The organism is Leptospira weilii serovar Ranarum str. ICFT (genome assembly GCF_000332415.1).
Lineage (GTDB): Bacteria > Spirochaetota > Leptospiria > Leptospirales > Leptospiraceae > Leptospira > Leptospira weilii_A.
The window spans coordinates 1-17,281 of sequence record NZ_AOHC02000014.1 but is presented as its reverse complement, the minus strand read 5'-3'; the positions used below and the strand labels follow the sequence as shown (position 1 = coordinate 17,281).

General features: G+C 41.4%; 15 protein-coding genes and 2 pseudogenes. 7 read left to right on the top strand and 10 right to left on the bottom strand.

Annotated features, from left to right (window positions below; all coding sequences use genetic code 11):
- Window positions 1-64: 64 nt before the first annotated feature.
- Window positions 65-1,756, bottom strand: coding sequence for an FAD-binding oxidoreductase (locus LEP1GSC060_RS03150; RefSeq protein ID WP_002996339.1), 1,692 nt, complete (start codon window positions 1,754-1,756; stop codon window positions 65-67).
- A gap of 218 nt (window positions 1,757-1,974) precedes the next feature.
- Here LEP1GSC060_RS03150 and LEP1GSC060_RS03145 point away from each other — a divergent pair, with 218 nt between their 5' ends.
- On the top strand, window positions 1,975-3,621 hold the full coding sequence (locus tag LEP1GSC060_RS03145; RefSeq protein ID WP_002996075.1) for a glycerol-3-phosphate dehydrogenase/oxidase: 1,647 nt from the start codon (window positions 1,975-1,977) through the stop codon (window positions 3,619-3,621).
- Between the two features lie 2 nt (window positions 3,622-3,623).
- Here LEP1GSC060_RS03145 and LEP1GSC060_RS03140 read toward each other — a convergent pair whose 3' ends face one another.
- The 3 genes from LEP1GSC060_RS03140 to LEP1GSC060_RS03125 all read right to left on the bottom strand — a co-directional run bounded on the left by LEP1GSC060_RS03140 (window position 3,624) and on the right by LEP1GSC060_RS03125 (window position 6,188).
- Window positions 3,624-4,202, bottom strand: coding sequence for a TetR/AcrR family transcriptional regulator (locus LEP1GSC060_RS03140; RefSeq protein ID WP_002996248.1), 579 nt, complete (start codon window positions 4,200-4,202; stop codon window positions 3,624-3,626).
- A 315-nt stretch (window positions 4,203-4,517) separates the two neighbouring features.
- Window positions 4,518-5,009 carry an Mpo1 family 2-hydroxy fatty acid dioxygenase gene (locus tag LEP1GSC060_RS03130; RefSeq protein ID WP_002996198.1) on the bottom strand — a complete coding sequence of 164 codons (492 nt, stop codon included), beginning with the start codon at window positions 5,007-5,009 and terminating at the stop codon, window positions 4,518-4,520.
- A 273-nt stretch (window positions 5,010-5,282) separates the two neighbouring features.
- Window positions 5,283-6,188 carry a hypothetical protein gene (locus LEP1GSC060_RS03125; RefSeq protein WP_036095265.1) on the bottom strand — a complete coding sequence of 302 codons (906 nt, stop codon included), beginning with the start codon at window positions 6,186-6,188 and terminating at the stop codon, window positions 5,283-5,285.
- 72 nt (window positions 6,189-6,260) lie between these two features.
- Here LEP1GSC060_RS03125 and LEP1GSC060_RS03120 point away from each other — a divergent pair, with 72 nt between their 5' ends.
- The 4 genes from LEP1GSC060_RS03120 to LEP1GSC060_RS19225 are packed head-to-tail and all read left to right on the top strand — an operon-like array spanning window position 6,261 to window position 9,656.
- Window positions 6,261-6,764 carry an NYN domain-containing protein gene (locus LEP1GSC060_RS03120; RefSeq protein WP_036095294.1) on the top strand — a complete coding sequence of 168 codons (504 nt, stop codon included), beginning with the start codon at window positions 6,261-6,263 and terminating at the stop codon, window positions 6,762-6,764.
- A gap of 1 nt (window position 6,765) precedes the next feature.
- Window positions 6,766-8,253 carry an MBOAT family O-acyltransferase gene (locus LEP1GSC060_RS03115; protein ID WP_002996036.1) on the top strand — a complete coding sequence of 496 codons (1,488 nt, stop codon included), beginning with the start codon at window positions 6,766-6,768 and terminating at the stop codon, window positions 8,251-8,253.
- 9 nt (window positions 8,254-8,262) lie between these two features.
- Complete coding sequence (locus LEP1GSC060_RS03110; RefSeq protein WP_002996049.1) at window positions 8,263-9,336, top strand: DUF1574 domain-containing protein; 1,074 nt, start codon at window positions 8,263-8,265, stop codon at window positions 9,334-9,336.
- Between the two features lie 23 nt (window positions 9,337-9,359).
- On the top strand, window positions 9,360-9,656 hold the full coding sequence (locus tag LEP1GSC060_RS19225) for a glutathione binding-like protein (protein WP_196221623.1): 297 nt from the start codon (window positions 9,360-9,362) through the stop codon (window positions 9,654-9,656).
- Between the two features lie 69 nt (window positions 9,657-9,725).
- Here the strand turns inward: LEP1GSC060_RS19225 and LEP1GSC060_RS03100 are convergent, their stop codons facing one another.
- From LEP1GSC060_RS03100 to LEP1GSC060_RS03090, 3 genes are read right to left on the bottom strand one after another with little or no spacing between them, the layout of a single operon-like run.
- On the bottom strand, window positions 9,726-10,463 hold the full coding sequence (locus LEP1GSC060_RS03100) for an SIR2 family NAD-dependent protein deacylase (RefSeq protein WP_002996012.1): 738 nt from the start codon (window positions 10,461-10,463) through the stop codon (window positions 9,726-9,728).
- Window positions 10,460-11,005 carry a DJ-1 family glyoxalase III gene (locus tag LEP1GSC060_RS03095; RefSeq protein WP_002996103.1) on the bottom strand — a complete coding sequence of 182 codons (546 nt, stop codon included), beginning with the start codon at window positions 11,003-11,005 and terminating at the stop codon, window positions 10,460-10,462. Before LEP1GSC060_RS03095 ends, LEP1GSC060_RS03100 begins: the two co-directional genes overlap by 4 nt.
- 21 nt (window positions 11,006-11,026) lie before the next feature.
- The gene (locus LEP1GSC060_RS03090; RefSeq protein ID WP_002996015.1) at window positions 11,027-12,181 is read right to left on the bottom strand and encodes a glycosyltransferase; all 1,155 of its coding nucleotides are present in this window, start codon (window positions 12,179-12,181) and stop codon (window positions 11,027-11,029) included.
- A 482-nt stretch (window positions 12,182-12,663) separates the two neighbouring features.
- Between LEP1GSC060_RS03090 and LEP1GSC060_RS03085 the strand changes: the two genes are divergently transcribed.
- Window positions 12,664-13,536, top strand: a complete 873-nt coding sequence (locus LEP1GSC060_RS03085; protein WP_002996224.1) for a S1/P1 nuclease — start codon at window positions 12,664-12,666, stop codon at window positions 13,534-13,536.
- 82 nt (window positions 13,537-13,618) lie between these two features.
- Here the strand turns inward: LEP1GSC060_RS03085 and LEP1GSC060_RS20485 are convergent.
- The 3 genes and pseudogenes from LEP1GSC060_RS20485 to LEP1GSC060_RS03075 form a co-directional block, all read right to left on the bottom strand.
- Window positions 13,619-13,759 (bottom strand): annotated as a pseudogene (locus LEP1GSC060_RS20485) (ISNCY family transposase); the annotation flags it as partial.
- Between the two features lie 401 nt (window positions 13,760-14,160).
- Entirely contained in the window at window positions 14,161-14,445 is a 285-nt protein-coding gene (locus LEP1GSC060_RS03080) for a hypothetical protein (protein WP_002996174.1), read from the bottom strand.
- 258 nt (window positions 14,446-14,703) lie between these two features.
- Window positions 14,704-16,299, bottom strand: a complete 1,596-nt coding sequence (locus LEP1GSC060_RS03075; RefSeq protein WP_002995912.1) for a methyl-accepting chemotaxis protein — start codon at window positions 16,297-16,299, stop codon at window positions 14,704-14,706.
- 608 nt (window positions 16,300-16,907) lie between these two features.
- Here LEP1GSC060_RS03075 and LEP1GSC060_RS19215 point away from each other — a divergent pair.
- Window positions 16,908-17,281: pseudogene (locus LEP1GSC060_RS19215) on the top strand (IS4 family transposase); the annotation flags it as partial.

Here is a 17,281-nt window from a genome sequence, read left to right as displayed (position 1 = left end):
AAAGTGTGCGAGTTTACGTTTGAAACATTTTTTAAAAGAGTAACCTCGAAAGTTCGCAACAAACTCAGTGGAACACCTTACCCGGATTTAAAATTTCCTTGGGATCGATTTCCTTTTTGAACGCTCTCAGTCCGAGCAAAGCCGGTTTGGAAGTCGCCTTTTCATACCAAATCTTGTGATCAAAACCTACACCGTGGTGGTGAGAGATCGGAGCCCCGTTTTGAAAGAATGTTTCCGAAACCGTTCGTTTCATTTTGAACCACTGATCCGCCGGTTTCTTTTCATCCATCGGAAAGAGGATCGTGTAGTAGAGACAAGCGCCTTCGTGATAACTATGCGAGATATGACACATCGCAATCGATCCCGGAATCGACTTTTCCAAGGATGCGATTCCTTCCCGATGAAGTTGTAAAACCCGATCATAGGTCGTGGAAGTTTCCATCGTATCCACGCCGATTCCGTTCTCCATCAAATGATTGCGTAAGAAAGGCATGTTGTATCTGGAATGAATCCATTGTTCTCCCAAATGGGTTCCGACATAAAGTCCGCGATGTAGGGAGATGATCGGTTTGATCTTTGAAAAATTCCGGGAAACGTCTTCTTTACTTCCGTCGAGTCCCAAAAGGATCACACATTTATCTTCGCCGAGGGATTTGAATTTTAAAACTTGAGTTTGGATTAGATTCTTAATCCAGCGAGCAGGAGTTTTTTTCTTACCAAGAGCGCCTAACGTTTGATAAAGACGGGTTTCGTTTTTATCGGAGAGACGGATCATGGACGTGGGAATTTCCCTATGATTGACCTCTCGTATGAAGTCGACTCCGGCCGCAAAGTTTGGGAATACGATTCCGAAATATTTTCTGGCTTCGGGAAGTTTATGAACCTTGATCGTCGCTTCCGTGATCAATCCGAGCAAACCTTCGCTTCCCGCAAAAATTCGATTCAGATCCGGACCGGTGGAAGAGGCGGGTTCTCTGAGAGTTTCGACGACACCCGAAGGAGTGACGATCTTTAAACAAGTGAGAATCTCTTCGATCTTTCCGTAACGATTGGATTGTTGTCCCGCGCTTCGGGCTGCGATCCAACCGCCTAACGTGGAATATTCGAAGGACTGAGGAAAATGACCGAGAGTAAATCCCTTGTCGTTTAACAATTTTTCGAGTTTGGGTCCGTAGATTCCGGTTTGAAACGTAGCGAGATGGCTTTCCTTGTCCAGAGACAAAAGAGAATCCATTCGGGTCGTGTCCAAAGAAAGTACATACTTTTGTCCCTTCCCTTTGATGACCTCCAGACCTCCTACGACCGAAGAACCTCCGCCAAACGGAATCACTGTGATGTTGTTCTTGGAACAATATTCCAGGATTTTGGAAACCTCGGATTCCTTGCTTGGATAGGCGACTCCGTCCACAAAACTTTTGAGAGTGTTGAACGAAAGTCTGAGAACGTCGTAATAACTTCTTCCCGCGGAATGAAGGACTCTTTCTCTTCTTTCTAAGGAGAAATGTTTGGCTCCGACGATCTTACTCAAATCTCGAATCTGAGTCGGAGTGAAGGATGATTTCGGAAGAGTGATCTCTTCCAAAGCAAACGGAGGCGTTTTGCGAATTTCGGAGATTTGAAGTTCCTCGGAAAGAAACGCAAGAATTTCCTGCATTTGTCCGACTCTGAAAAAGTCCTGGCCGTAAGCACCCCAAGCGTTCCATCTCAGGTTATCCCTCGAATAATCGATCTTGGAATTCAGTTCCGTATAAAACATAATTTTTGAATATCTCCGATGATAAGATGTAAACGGTAACGGCGTTTCCTAACCTTCGACTTTTTTCAAAAGAAAGGTTAGATTTTGAAACAAATCGCGAGAATCGATATCCTACGATCCAATGATTGAATTTTTCCGGTTCTACTTTCTAGAATCGGAAGAATTCGATTCTTTTAAATTCTTTTAGAAAGTTTTCTTTTTAAAAAACCGAGATCGTTATGCCAACCAATAAAAAGTTATCTTCTTCAAAAACAAAATCATCTCGGAACTCCGAAGTCTACGACTTGTTAGTCGTCGGGGGAGGAATTACGGGAGCGCATGTTCTCTGGGACTCCACTTTGAGAGGTATGAAGTCCGTTCTTTTGGAAAAAAACGATTACGCCTCCGGGACCAGTCAGGCCACATCGAAGATGATTCACGGAGGTTTGCGATATTTAAAAAATTTCGAGTTGGGGCTTGTGAGAGAGTCGCTTCATGAAAGGGCTACTTTGGCAAGGATCACTCCCCAAGCGATTCAGACCATGGGTATTCTGGTTCCGATTTATACCAATGTCGATCGGTTCGTTTTGAAAGTGGGAATGGAATTGTATAACGCGCTTTCTTACGATCGAAACACGAATATCTGCAAGGATCGATTGATTCCGAAATACGGTTTTCTTTCCAAAGAACAAACCGTCATGGAATCTCCTACCATAGAACGCGACAAACTCAAGGGCGCTTACTTATATTACGATTATCTAAATTTAAATCCGGAAAGACATACCTGCGAATTTATCTTTTCAGCGAGGGAAAAAGGTGCCGAGGCAAAAAATTATACCGAAGTGATTTCCATAGTTCGTTCCGGCGATTCCTTATACACGGTAATCGCAAAGGACAAGATCTCCGGAAAGGAAATCTCGTTTCAAACCAAGTCCGTCGTAAACGCGGCCGGACCCTGGGCGGACATCGTAGAATCCCTTGCGGGGGTCGAAATCGATAAACATCTCGTGAGGTCCAAGGGAATTCACGTCGTTACCAGAAAAATCTGCGGAGATAAAACCTTGGTGACGAAAAAAAAAGACGGCACTCACCTTTTTATCATTCCGTGGAGAAACAAAACGATCATCGGAACGACCGACACGGAATACGCCGATAATCCGGACAGGTTTCGAGTCACCAAAAAAGACATCGAAGAATTGTTAAGCGAAGTCAACAATTCCTTCGGATATACGGACCTGACTTTGGACGACGTGGATTTTTATTACGGCGGTTTAAGGCCGCTCGTCGAGGATCCGGGAGAGACAAAGTCCACGTACAACGCTTCCAGAAAAACGGAAATTTTCGATCATAAGGAATCCGGGTTTCCCGGTTTTTTTACCGCCATGGGAGGCAAGTACACAACAAGCCGAGGCGTGGCGGAAGAAGTTGTGAACAAGGTCGCCGATTATCTTCCCGGAAATTTTCGAGTATGTGAAACCGCCTTGATCCCGCCCGATACCGGAAATTATTCGGATGTTCTTTCCCTTATAAAAACGCTTGGAAAAAAATTTCCCAAATTCAGCGGAGAATCGATCGAAACACTCGCGTTTCGTTACGGTTCGCAGGCGTATCGGATTCTTGAGAAAAGTACACCTAAGGAAGAATTTTACACACTTCAAAACGGGGAAAAGTTCTTTGAAAGCGAAGTACGGTTCATTACAAATAGGGAAGATATTCGGTTTGCGACCGATTTTTTCTTTCGCAGATCGGGTGTGGGTGTTCCGGGTTTGCCGGAGGAAAAAGAAACGAACAAACTCGTTCGTTCTTTGGCAAAACATCTACGTTGGAATTCGGCCCGGATCTCCCAAGAGATCAAAACGATCCAAGAACGTTACAAGATATATTGAAGTCAAAACGTGAAGGAGTTGGAAAGAAGGATCGACAGAAAGTCCTTGATGATTTCGGAAATATCCGAAAGGTCGATCGAGTCTCCGTCCACAATCCTTTGAACCACGGTTCCTAAAATCACGCTGATTAAGATTCGATTTAAAGAAGGATTTGTAACACCGAGATGTTTTGCAATGATGTTGACGTATTCTTTCATCGCGTCTGCGATCAGCAGTTTTTCCTCCTCGTGATTTTTCAATCGGGAAACGTCGCAAATAATATATAAGAGATTTTGAAAGTAAGCTTCCCGAATTCGGACCATTTGAAACAGGGACTCGACTCTGGTTTCAAGGGTTTGTCCCGGATTTCCTTTGGAGTAAAGTTGTAATTCTTCGATATCCCTGTGTAAGACGAACTTTATCAATTCCTTAAATATATCTTCTTTTGTAGCAAAGTAGTGATACAAAGTTCCCGTGGAAACGTCCAGTTCGGTCGCGATCTCCCTCATCGAAACCGCGGAATATCCCCTTCTTGCAAGAATATCCACGCACTTGGATAGGATCTCCGTTTTGTACTTTTCATGATTTACTATCTTAGGCATCGGATTTCCCCGGGTATTTTTCTATTTCTTGATAACTTATATCGAACGTAAATTCGTGGAGAACGTTTGGGCGAATCCATCCCCTTTTTTTCTTACGGAAAAAAAGGGGATGGACCGCGCTTTCCGCTTGGATCAACAAATTGATAGATCGCTCTAAAAACGAAATTTTTTTGTCGTTCCCAATTTGTTGATCTCGCTTCAATCGCTTTCGCATTGGTTATATTGAACTCGCATAATGTACCGACGATCGACCTGCATTTGCAGTCGAGCGGGAAAATCGGCTTTGTCGCGGTCCGAAACCGAACCACCAAACGATCAGTAGGCGATTTTCAATTTTTGATAGATGAATCCAAGCAGCCAAATCGGACCGATCATTAAAAATTGAAGATCCTTGAAAAAAGAAGGTTTTTTGCCTTCGATTTTATGCCCGATAAATTGTCCGATCCAAGCTAAAACGAAAATCGTAATCGAAAGTTCTAAAATACCGTACGAGTACGTTCCGATCAGGATTGGAAGAACGGTTCCTTGGAGAAGAACGATCAGATAAATCATCAAAGAACTTACGATCAACATTCCCAGGGCTAACACAGGCGAAAGTCGTACGTAAAATGCAAGCGTTAGAACGAGTGCGATCGTCGCAAAATTTAAATAAGGAACGGACTGAAAAAAAGAAGGTAAGGGAATCGACCAGAACAGTCCGATGACCGTAAAGTAAATCAACGGAACACAAATCCAATGTATGTTTTTATTGATCGGATTACGGTGGCTTTCTGCGTATTCGTTAAACCAGGTTTCTACGGATTTCATAACAACTCCTTGCCTTTAAAATTTTAAACGTTCGAAATCGAATCGCAAGTGTTTTTTATAGAACTCCCGGAATAAAATCCAAAACTCCAGTTAGCGCGAACGGCAAACGTAAAAAACGTGGGCCATAACCTTACGCATATGTACTTGGATCTCAAGATAAATCTGCCGGATCTCCCACAAAAATTTCTGCTTTTGATCGCCCTATCTTTTTTAGCCCGAACTCACGTTAAGAAAGTATAAAATCTTATCGAGTTTAGATGATTTTTGAGACGTTTAAAACAAATTCGAAAAAGGTTTTTCTTCGGAAGGGATCGTCGGATTTTCTTTTTCAAATTTGTTTTCCGACTGCGGTTTGATTGGAGCCCTTTCCGTTTCCAAGGGCCTTGTGATCCTTTCGATGGGAAGTTTTTTTACGTGATTCGCCATCTCTTTCAAAATGGCTTCGGTGACTTGTTTCATGATTTCACCGGTGACCTCGTTTTCCAAAACCTCCGTAATCATAGAACTGATATCCTCTCCCAGTCGTTTGGAAACTTCTCCCATAAAAGGAATTCTGGACAATTCTCCCAATAAAAATTTGGATTGAAGAGATTCGTTTACTTTGGCGTTGAACTCATCCTGGTGAAGTTCGAATGCTTTTTTAGCGAGTCGACTGTAGTCGAGACGAATCATAACTTCTTCCACTCTTTCCAAAGAATGTAAAAATACCGCGTCCGCAATCGTATCCACGATCACATCACGGAATCGGAATGTGATTTCTCTCGTAACGATATCGCTTAAGTTTTGTCCGGATTGACCTAACTTGTAGAATGCGATCAGGATTTTTATTCCTCTCAACAAAAGAAAAGGACGCAAAAAATAAAACGGAATCACTCCCACGATTTCATACCAATTCATCGAGAAGTAGTTTCCGGGTGTTTTGGATTTTCTAAACTTAGTGACGAGTTCCATCACCCAAATCACTAAAACAAAAAAATCGAAACCGATTACATAGGCGTAGAGTTCTTTCGGAAGAATTTCCTTATAAGAATTGTAAATCAAAAGTAGGAGAACGTCTAAGGCTGCAAAAGAAAGTAGAAATAAATCTTTTCCCGAACCGGGCAATGCTCGGAACCATAGATAGAAATGCCGGATGTTAAATTTGTTGACCCGGACCGGATAATGTTCGGAATCAGCCATTTTACTCATAATCTCCCCGGAAAGGTTGGTTTACAGTATTTACGAGAATGGGATTCTGGTCACTACAATTCCATGTCATCTCAAGTGGCGATTGACGGTTTCAATCTGATTTATAAATTCCTCGATTTGGAAGAATGTATGGTTCAGAATCGACTCTCAAAAGCAAGACAGGGACTTTTGGAACGGATCGAATCGTATTCCAAAAAAAAGAAAAAACAAACCTTTCATATTTTCTTCGACGGAAAGAAAGAGATCGGAAGCGAAGTCTTTCAGGAAACCTTTGGAAAATTGAATGTGTATTTCAGTCGAGACAGAAAAGCGGACGATCTGATTAAGGAATTCGTTCGAACCCACGTTCGTCCTTCCGAAATTCAAGTGGTCAGTTCGGATAAAGAGATTTTTTTTCACGCAAAAAAATGGGGAGCCCATTCGATTACTTCCGAAGAATTTGCAGCAATCGTTACGGCGGAAATTTTTCCTCCCAAACCGGAAGCCGACTCCGATGAGTTTAAAGATAAAAAATTGAATTCCGAAGAAGTGGAATATTGGAAAAATTTATTTAGGAAAGGCAGATAACGTGTTGTTCAACTCGGTTACTTTTGCGATTTTTTTTGCGATCGTTTATGTGATCTACTGGTCGGTTCCGAAAAAAAACCGTCCCGACTTTTTGATTCTTTCCAGCGCCTTCTTTTATGTCTGGTTCTCCTGGATTTTCTTCCTTCACTTCCTACTCGTCATCCTACTCAATTATTTTTTCTACCTTCGGATTCAAACATCCGAGGAAAATTCCAAACGATGGATGATTGTGTCGGTTCTTTTTAACTGTATCAATTTAGGATTTTTTAAATACTTTTATTTCTTTTCCAAAGTTCTCGCGGATTTGACCGGTTATCCGTTCTTTCAAGAAATTCAGGGAATCATTCGGATCGTTCTTCCTCTCGCGATCAGCTTTTACAGCTTTCAGATGATCGCCGCCGCCGTGGACGCCAAAAGAAATCTAGGCGGAGAAAGTATTTCTCTAAAAGGTTATTTCTTATTCGTTTTATTTTTTCCGGTTTTGATCGCGGGACCGATCATGAGAACCGGAGATTTTTTTCCGAACTTAAATCGTCTCGAACCGGATCGGAATAAAATCTATAACGGCTGTTATTTGATGATCTCCGGCTTGATCAAAAAAGTTTTGATCGCAGATCCCGCAGCGGGCTTGATTTCTCCTATCTTTTCCAATCCGGAAACGTATGATTTTTCTTCTTTGATTCTTGCGGGAATCGGTTATTCAATTCAGGTGTTCTGCGATTTTTCGGGTCTGACCGATATGGCGCGGGGAGTGGGGGCGCTCCTCGGATTTTATCTTCCTGAAAATTTCAAGGCTCCTTTTTTTTCCTTAAGCGGAAGAGAACTTTGGCAGAGATGGCACATAACGTTGTCTTTTTGGCTTCGGGATTACATCTACTTTTCCTTGGGCGGAAGTAAGGTCGCGCAATGGAGAACTCATCTCAATCTGATCTTGACCATGACCCTCGGAGGTTTTTGGCACGGCGCGGATTATACGTTTATCGCTTGGGGTTTTTACTGGGGAGTTCTGCTTGCGGGAGAACGATATTTGGAAACTTCTCTCGGATGGAAACTGACTCCCGAAAAAAATATCGTTTTGAAAATTTTCAAAGCCTTTTTCGTATTTTTACTTTTCTCGTTCAGCGCGGTTCTTTTTCGAGCCGATAACGCGAAGACGATGGTTCAACACGTAATTGGAATATTCAAAAATTCTCCGTCTTCGATTGAATCGGAAATTTCAAGTTCCACAACGACGGCTTGGATCGGAGACGCGGGACGTTTGGTGGACGGTAATTCTTTCTTTCTTCTCAATCAAATGGAAAACTTGGAAAAATTCTTTTATCTATTCTTAGCCTTGGTTCTTTTCAATTGGGCTCAATACGTTCCCGATTTTTGGAAACGGTTTAGAAAATACGACCCTTGGCTTCTCATAGGCGCGGGCGTTCTTACCGTTTTTCTGCTCGCTTTGTTCTCCGAAGACTCGGGCGCGTTTATCTATTACAAATTTTAGGAGAATAGAATGTTTCGGAATCGATTTCTTCTCGTTCCTTTTGTCATATTCATCGTTTCATTCGGCATTGATAAACTTATCAGCTCAACCGCGTTCGAGCCGTATTATTCCCTTACTCTTTCCGATTTAAACTTCAGACATAAGGAATTTCTTTTTGAAGAATTAAAAGACTATCTGGGAAAAGAAGATCGTAAGAAGGTCCTGGTCTATTTCGGAAACTCGAGGGCGCTTCTATTCAGAAACGATTATATAGAAAAAAAATATCCGGATTGGGTGTTATTTAACTTTTCCGTTCCCGGAGGTTCTCCGGATTATTATCTCTATTGGTTGGAACGATTTCAGTCCGATTCCGTAAAACCGGATTTTATCCTGATGGACGAATCGATCGAGATCTTCAATTCTTCTTCCGTATTGACCTTGGACGAAGTTCTCTTTTACGGACTGAGCGCTTCCTTTGTTTTCAGACACGCGGATCGATATTCTTCCTCGGATCTTACCGGTTATATAGCCAAAAAATTATTTCATACGACTAAAAATCGTCCGAGGTTGAACGTAATTCGAGCGAGGGCCAAAGAAGGCGGAATTCTTGCAAAGGGTTACGGCGAACTTCGTTCAAAAATCTGGGAGAATCTAAAAAAACAAAGAGGAAGCGCAACCTCCGACGCAAGTCCTCGAATCGTTTTGCCTGCGGAACTTCTTAAAAAAAGATCCAATACGGATTTTAAATCTTACTTAAGTCCGTTTACGTTCAATCCCAAGATGCTCGCGAATCAAGAGGATGCGATTTCCATCATAAAGGAAATGCAGATTCCGTTTGCTACGATTTGGGTGAGAGTCGCACGTCCATACTTTGAACTTTATAAAACTAGAAAAGTTCTTACGACCGAAAAAGACGAAAAAACTCCGTATGATATTATGCTGCCTATTTTAAAGAAATTGCATGAATCTACCGAAACTTCGTTCTGGAACATGAACGAGGATCCGGAATATCACTGTGATGATTTCAGCGATCCGGGTCACATGTCGCCGAGTTGTTTTAACGATTACGCGGATTTTATCTTTACGAGGCTGCCAAAGCAATAGATAAGAATCACAAAGCGAACGAAGTGACTCGAGGACCGGCTGCGTTACGCACTCATTATCGATTTGGAAAGTCGATTCAGGTAGAAGAAGCAGAGATTATTACAAATCAACTATTGAATCTTTTGGAAAATCATCTGGCTAAGAATCTATGGCTCGCCGACGAACGCCCGACTATCGATGATTTGGCGATGTATCCCTACATTGCGTTGGCGAACGAAGGGAAGGTGGATTTAGAAACTTATAACCAAATTCGAAATTGGTTGGATCGAGTTGAAAAATTGCCCGGTTACGTTTCTATGCCCGGTATTGTATTGCAATAAATTTAACGTAAGAATGTTTAAATACAAAGGACTTTCTTCAAGTCCTTTGTATTTACGAAAGATAGAATATTATAGAATTTGAATTATTTCGTTTACCAATTCAGGAAGGATTTCCCCAGATTTTCCTTTTAAAAAAAGATCCACGGAAGAAGAAAAAGAACTTTTTTCCGGATTGATCTCTATAAGAAGCGCCCCGCTTTCCTGCGCGATTTCCGCCAGATAAACCGGCATACTCACGGCGCCAGAGGTGCCGATGATTAAAAGTAAATCGGTGTTTTTCATTCTTTCGATACATTGATTGAGTTTCGATTCATCGTACGATTCTCCAAACCAAACGACACCCGGGCGAAAAAGCGATCCACAAAGATTACATTTAGGAAGCGGTTCGTTTGAAGCCGAACGTACGTTAATTAGGATTTTGTTTTCGCAGAAACTACAACAATTGAGAAATATGTTTCCGTGAATTTCAATGAGCTTCTTCGAACCGGCTCTTGAGTGTAGTCCGTCCACGTTTTGAGTAATCAGGAAAAAGTCAGTATGACGTTTTTCTAATTCTGCAAGCGCGACGTGTCCTAAATTCGGATCTTTACTTTCGATGACACCTCTTCTCCAGAGATACCATTCCCAAACGAGTTCGGGATTTTTTTGAAAGGCTTGCGGAGTCGCAAGGTCTTCCGCACGAAAATTTTTCCAGAGGCCGTCGGCTCCTCGAAACGTGGGAATTCCGCTTTCCGCCGAAATTCCGGCTCCGGTGATCGCCGTGATTTTTTGAAAGCGATGTTTGTGTTTGGAAACGAGTTCTTTCATTCAGGAAGTTGAAGAGCGGATTTAACTTTCAACATCGTCTCTTCACCGCTCAAAATCCGAACGAGTTCCAAGGCAAACTCAAATGCGGATCCCGGCCCCACGCTCGTTATGATTTTTCCGGAGATTTCCAGTCTGGACCCGGTGTAACCGGGAGCATCGGATACTACACCCGGAAAGGCGGTAAAACGATCCTCGTTTGTAAGAATATTTTGATGTACTAAAATACTCGGAGCTGCACAGATAGCCGCGATCCATTGACCGTGTTTTTTGGCGTCTTTGAGAAGTTCTACGATTTTCGGATCGGCTCCGAGAACTTTGGTGCCGCCGTTTCCTCCGGGAAGTACGATCATATCGAAGTCATGAATTCGGATTTTATCTATGACCTCATCGGCCAAGAGTTTGACGCCTCTGGAGGCGGTGACCGGTCCTTTTTTGAGGGAAGCGCTCGTGACCTGGATGCCTGCGCGCCTCAACACGTCCACGATGATCACCGCTTCCATTTCCTCCATTCCGTCGGCGAAAGGAACCAAAACCTTGACCATAGAATCTCCTTTAAACTCGGGTCAATCCTTGGAACCTTTCCAGGTGACGTTCAAGTTTAAGAAATAATTTGTAATCATCGCCGCTAAAATTGCAAGCGAATCCGAGATTATTTTAATTAGAAGTCCGGAAGATTGCAATTCATAGACAAAAATTTTATGATACAAAAATTGAAATACGCTGATTTGAATCAAAAGTCCCAAAAGGCTTACGAGATGGAATAAAACCAATCCCCGGATGAGTCGAATTCCTATATAACGTTTTTCATAAAAGGTAAAATAGTTGTTCAAAACGAAATTGGAAAGAATGGACATCTCGATCCCGAAAAGAACGGATGTGTAAAGCGGATTCAAAAATCTAAAAGGAGTGAAAATTTCCGGAAAACGAAACGTTTCCGCGATCAAAAACCCGGATAGATTTACGAGCACCCCGAATGAACCGACCAAAGAATAAAGAAAAAAAGTAGGGGGGATTTTTTTTCCGAATCTAAGATCGAGTAACGCGATCAAATAGTTTCGAATCACGGATCCGTCTAACTTCGTTTTGCCGAACCGTCTACTCTGAAACGTATAGGCGACTTCCGAAATTTTCGGTCTTGGTTCGGGTCCATTCAAAAATTCTAATAGAATTTTAAATCCTCTTGGATTGATCCGATCCGTCGTTTTTTGAAAATAGGAACGGGAAATCGCGAAATAACCGCTCATCGGATCGGAAACCGGAATCGGCAAGAGTAGTTTTGTGAAACGAGTTGCAAACACACTAAAATTTTTTCGAATCCATGACCAGTCTGAAACCGAGCCGCCGTTTATATATCTGGTCCCGACACTAATGTCCGATTTATTTTTTAGAATCGGAGATACGAGAGCGGGAAGAATTTTTTCGTCGTGTTGAAGATCCGCATCCATCACGACGAAAACCTTTCCTTTTGCGACGGACATCCCCGAGATTACCGCCGAAGAAAGACCTCTGGCTTCCATTCTACGTATGACGATTAGATTTTTATGAACGGTTTTTAAATTCTCCGCCGCCTCCCAAGTTCTATCGGGACTATTATCGTCTATAAGAATGATTTCATGAGGATACTCTTTAAGAACCTTCGTAATTTTAGGAATGAGAATCTGTATGTTTTCCCTTTCGTTGTACGTGGGAAGAATGACCGAAATGTCGGGGGTTGTCATCTGGTTTTTAGAATTTCAGAACGAGGTTTAGTTGTAAATTCATTCACGCAGGCTCCTACCAATTAAAATTTCCGCTCAAATCGTTGTTTAAGGGTTTTAGCGTATTTACAACACGTTCCAAAACCCTTCGAACGTCCCTAAAAGCGAGAAGACGTTGAGATATCGGCTTGATCTTAATATCCAATTACTTGTGGGTAAGATTATGCCATTCACTGAGTCTTAAGTCGCAAGCGAAAGCGAAAGCGAAAGCTTTAATCACTCGTTCACTATTGGTATGTCTATAGTAATAAACACAAAATTAATATATTCTATTATTTTAATAATTATAATAGTTGTATATTATTTGAATTTACTTTAAAATTATATATTAAATTTTTAGAATACGATCACTTAAGTAATGTCCGAATATATAATCGATTTGTTTGGAATTTTACTTGTAATAAAATTTATATCTTTAACAATTTCGCGAGGAGGGAATTTTAATGACAAAAATCAATCAAATAAAGTTCTCAATTTTGATTACTTTATTAGTAAATTCAAATGTTTATGGATGGGGACACGAGGGGCATCAGGTGATCGGAATGGTCGCGCAAAGAATATTAGAAAATTATAAAGGATTTGAACAAATTAATAGTATTTTAGGAAAACTTACCTTAGAACAAATATCCACTTGCCCCGATGAACTTAGAGTATTTCAATCCGAAAAAAGACCGATGAGTCCGATTTGTAATCAAATATTTACGGATCCGGAGCCGCCTACAAATACCGGTTCATGGCACTTTATAGATATTCCCGTTTCTATGGTTAATCCGACGCATGAAGATATCGTAAGGATTTGCAAATCTTCTTGTGTGATCACTGAAATTGATAGATGGAGTAGCGTGTTGGCGGATTCCACCCAAACCAACGCAAAGAGACTGCAAGCGCTTTCGTTTGTAGTACACTTTATTGGAGATATACACCAGCCGTTACACGTTGCAGAAAGAAACAATGATCTTGGTGGTAATAGAGTCAGAGTACAAATCGGAAAGCGGAGGTCTAGTTTACACGGAATCTGGGATACGAATTTAGTGAATTTTATCAGTACCAATCCTATCACGGTATCCATTATTTTAAAACCGGACATTACTTTTGCACAATCCCAAGCGCAAAGTACTCCAGAGGTGTGGGCTCTCCAAGGTTTTCAATTGGCTCGCAGTGTTGCTTACGACGGAATTCCCAACGACCGTTCAACGGTAAAAATCTCAGACGTCTATATTCAAAACGCGACGCCAGTGGTGAAACATCAGCTTGCGAATGCTGGGGTTAGACTCGCGCAACATCTTATTAAAATATTCTCAAGTTCGAATCCATAAAATCCAATGAAGTTCTACGATGAATTCAACGGAAAGATTCATTTCTTAATGTTTGGTTCGGATCCAATCATTTTTTGAAGTAGATTTTCTCTCTAGTTTCTCGTAGAACTGTTCTGACGTAGATTCGATTGTATCCGGTGACTTCTACAAATTCATCGAGGATCAGACTTTTTTCTTTCTTGAAAGCCCAACGGTATTTCTCCTTGAAGATCTTTGTTACCATGTGTCTCTCCCGTAGATTCAGTTTTATAACGCACGGCAACCATCTAAGGAAAAGAATGCACTAGATTGATTCTTCTAAGGTTTGGAGTAGATTCTCGTGTGATGCAACAGGCAACTTCCGATAATGTATATTATGTCTCGTCACAAAGAGACCGGGGTTTGTATGTAGTGCCAGTCATCCTTTACACATCGTACTCAATACAGGCTTTACAAAATGAAACTGAAATATGTAACTCACATTCAATGAATTGGCATAGGATTCTTATATTGCAACACTTAAGGTCGTTTATTCGATACGCAGATGATTTCGTAATTATCTGCGTATCGTTCAGAGGCCGCGAAAACATACAATCCGGCGCTCCCGAAAAATTAAAAAAATCAAACGTTAATCAGAAAAGATTTTTAGTAATATTGACCGAGACTAATCGTAACGATGGTTTTCTGATTATCTTTTTTATTGATACATTCGCACTTAACTTGAGCGGATTGACTGTAGTAACCTTGATGGGCGGAAAATCCGGGAGCCGCCTTACAACTCTTATAGATTCCCTCGTTCACCAAACGATTGCAGGCTTCTTGGATCGCGGCCTCCGCGTCGCTTGCTTGAGAAAACACTTTACCGGGAATCAAAATTCCCGCTAAAATCGAACTTAAAAATAAAGCCGTCTGAAACCATTTCTGAATCATGAAAATTACTTCCTTACGAACAAAGAACAGATAAACTACCGGATTAAAATTTCAAGAGATTATTTTCGAAAGGATTCATTTAGCAACAAATTTCTAAAAAATCATTTGTAAAGATCCCAATCCACTGACATCTAAAATGAATAAGGTTATACGCAAAAGCCAAACTTGTTACGAAAGAATTATGACTCTTTACTTGCCGATATCATTTTCAAAACTCAGGTTTCTATAAAACGTCTCCGCCGGTTTTAACTTCTCAGATCAATTTGCGGATTGAATGCTCAAAAGCCTAAGTTCGGAAGCCTGCGTTTTGATTTTTACGATTTCTTCTTGGAGTTTCCCCGAGTCTTCGTTGATCTCGTTGATTTCCGCGCCTAAATTTCCCATGGTTTGGACCATTTCTTTTTGTCCCAGCATCTGTTCTTGTGTGGATCTGAGAATTTTTTCGGAAGTGGATTGGATTCGATTCACTTCGGAGACGAACTTTTGAATGATCGATTTCTGTTCTAGATAAAACAGATTCATCTTATCGATTCGATTGGCGGTATCTAAAATTTTCAGTTTTTGATTTTCGGTTAGATCGCCCGTTTCCGTAGAAGCGATTCTCGCTTCTTCAATAAATTTTCTCGATTGACTGACGATCTCCGAAATCGATTTAGCGTTACCGGAAGTGAATTCCGCAAGTTTACTCACCTCGTTTGCGACAACCGCAAAACCTCGACCCGCCACACCCGCCCTCGCCGCTTCGATCGAAGCGTTCAAAGCGAGAAGGTTGGTTTTGTCCGCGATTTCACTCATGATCCGATTGATTTCATCCACTTTGTTAAACGAATTCGTAATATCCATAAGATAGGATTTCGTTTTTTCCGCTGCGATCGTGACGTTCTCCATGTCTTCCTTATTCTCTTTGGCGAAAACGGCGAGAGCCTCGCTCAAGGAGGCGCTGCTCTTTAGAATTTCGTCTAACTTTTTCGAACTTCCGACAAGTTCGCTCAGACTCAGGTTCTGAGTTTCAATGGAATCGGTCGTGTTGGAAGAAGAAACGGAAAGTTCCTCGATTACCGCATTCACTTCTTCGATCGCGGCGGCTTGGGATTCCATCTTTTCGCCGGTACGATTGATAAAGTCGGCGAACTTACGAATCGACGCTTCGAGACTTTCGGCCGAATCTTCCAGAATCTTACGATCTTGTGTGAGTTTATTCAAAAGGTGTTGAGAATCCTCATAAAGTTTGGAACTTTCGGCAGTAAGTTTATCGAAAAGTTTCATCAAATGAAAAAGAATCACGCTGGCTGTGAAAACGAACATAACTTTAATGATCTGAACGGAAAAGATCAGGCTACCGGGATTTTTACCGATCTCCGGATCTTCGGTGAGAACCATGCCGCCTTTCCAAGCCGTAAAAATCGAGGCAATGATGCCTAACGCGGCAAAAACTCCAACTAAAAGGATGAATTTTTTCTCACCTAAAAAGGATGAGTAAAACATAATGTAGAAATAGATGAAAAAGATTAACATATTGGCGAGGATGGCGGAAGATACTTTCGGTTCGATGGAACAGTCCACCATTAGAGTGAGAGAAAGAATGTTCACGTCAAAAAGAACTAACGTTTTCTGAAAACGAACCCCTACTTTGCCGGAACGATGAAGAATGAATTCCAAGAAACAATAAAACGCCATCAAAGCGGTGGCGGCGACGTGGGCGATCACTTGAGTGGGATGATTCGTTTTGGAAACGCTGAGTAACGTAAGAGAAAAAAGAATAACCAAACCGAATCGAATTCGATTGATGACAACGGCTCCTTCCTTCCAAATTTGATGGATGGACGACTTTTCGGATTGGCTCGGACTCGGCATGAAAATTCTCCTATAAAAGAAGTTAATTCTGAAAGCGCGGATAAAAAAGAAAAGCAAAAAGTATGGAATGTAAAAAAGTCGACAAAACATTTCGGCGCCCGCCGGAGAAAAATAAATTCAAATAATATAATATTCTAAAGACGAAGAAAAAAGTAAAAGGCTCCGGCGCCGCGTCTCGTTCGGGGTTCGGCTATCGCCTCCGTTCCGAAAAATCAATTCCAAACGATTATACAACCGGCAAACAAAACGGCCTCTAATGTGAATTTCGGAACCGCTTCGCGCCCTTCCGGCCAATGCTGTCAATTTAAGAAAAAAGACTAAAGATTAAAGAATTTAGTACGACAAGAAGACATGGGCAAGAAAGAATAACAGTCATAGGCGAATTAGAAGCTTGGATATATTCCAGAAAGATTCTGGAAATCGCGCGAATGAAACCGAGTGCTTTTACTCGGAATCGTCAACTAACCCTACCGAGGTTGCTTATAGCCATGATAAACTTATTAAACAAAAGCTTAGCGGTCGAGTTATATAGATATTTTAAGAATTTAGGAAAGAAAGCTGTGACGAAACAAGCGTTTTCCTTAGCGCGGGAGAAATTAAATCCGCAAGTGTTTGAATCATTAAACGAAATATTAGTAAACAGCTACTACAAAAATGTAACGAATTGCAAAACGCATAAAGGTTATATAGTTGCAGCTTGCGACGCGACAGGAATAAGCCTACCTAAAACGAAGGAGTTCGTGAAAGATTTTGGCTGTGTAAAAAATCAACTGGGGGAATCGGAATCGCCGAATGCCAATAGTTCGATTATATTTGATATTTATAATGATATAATATTAAGTTCTACCGTTGGTCCGCATAGAACGAGTGAAAGGTCAATGGCGTTGCATCATATCGAGAAACTTAGATCGATCTCGGCTCTTCAAAATAAGAAATTGATTCTGTACTAGGTGTCGACAGGGGCTATCCATCGATGGAACTA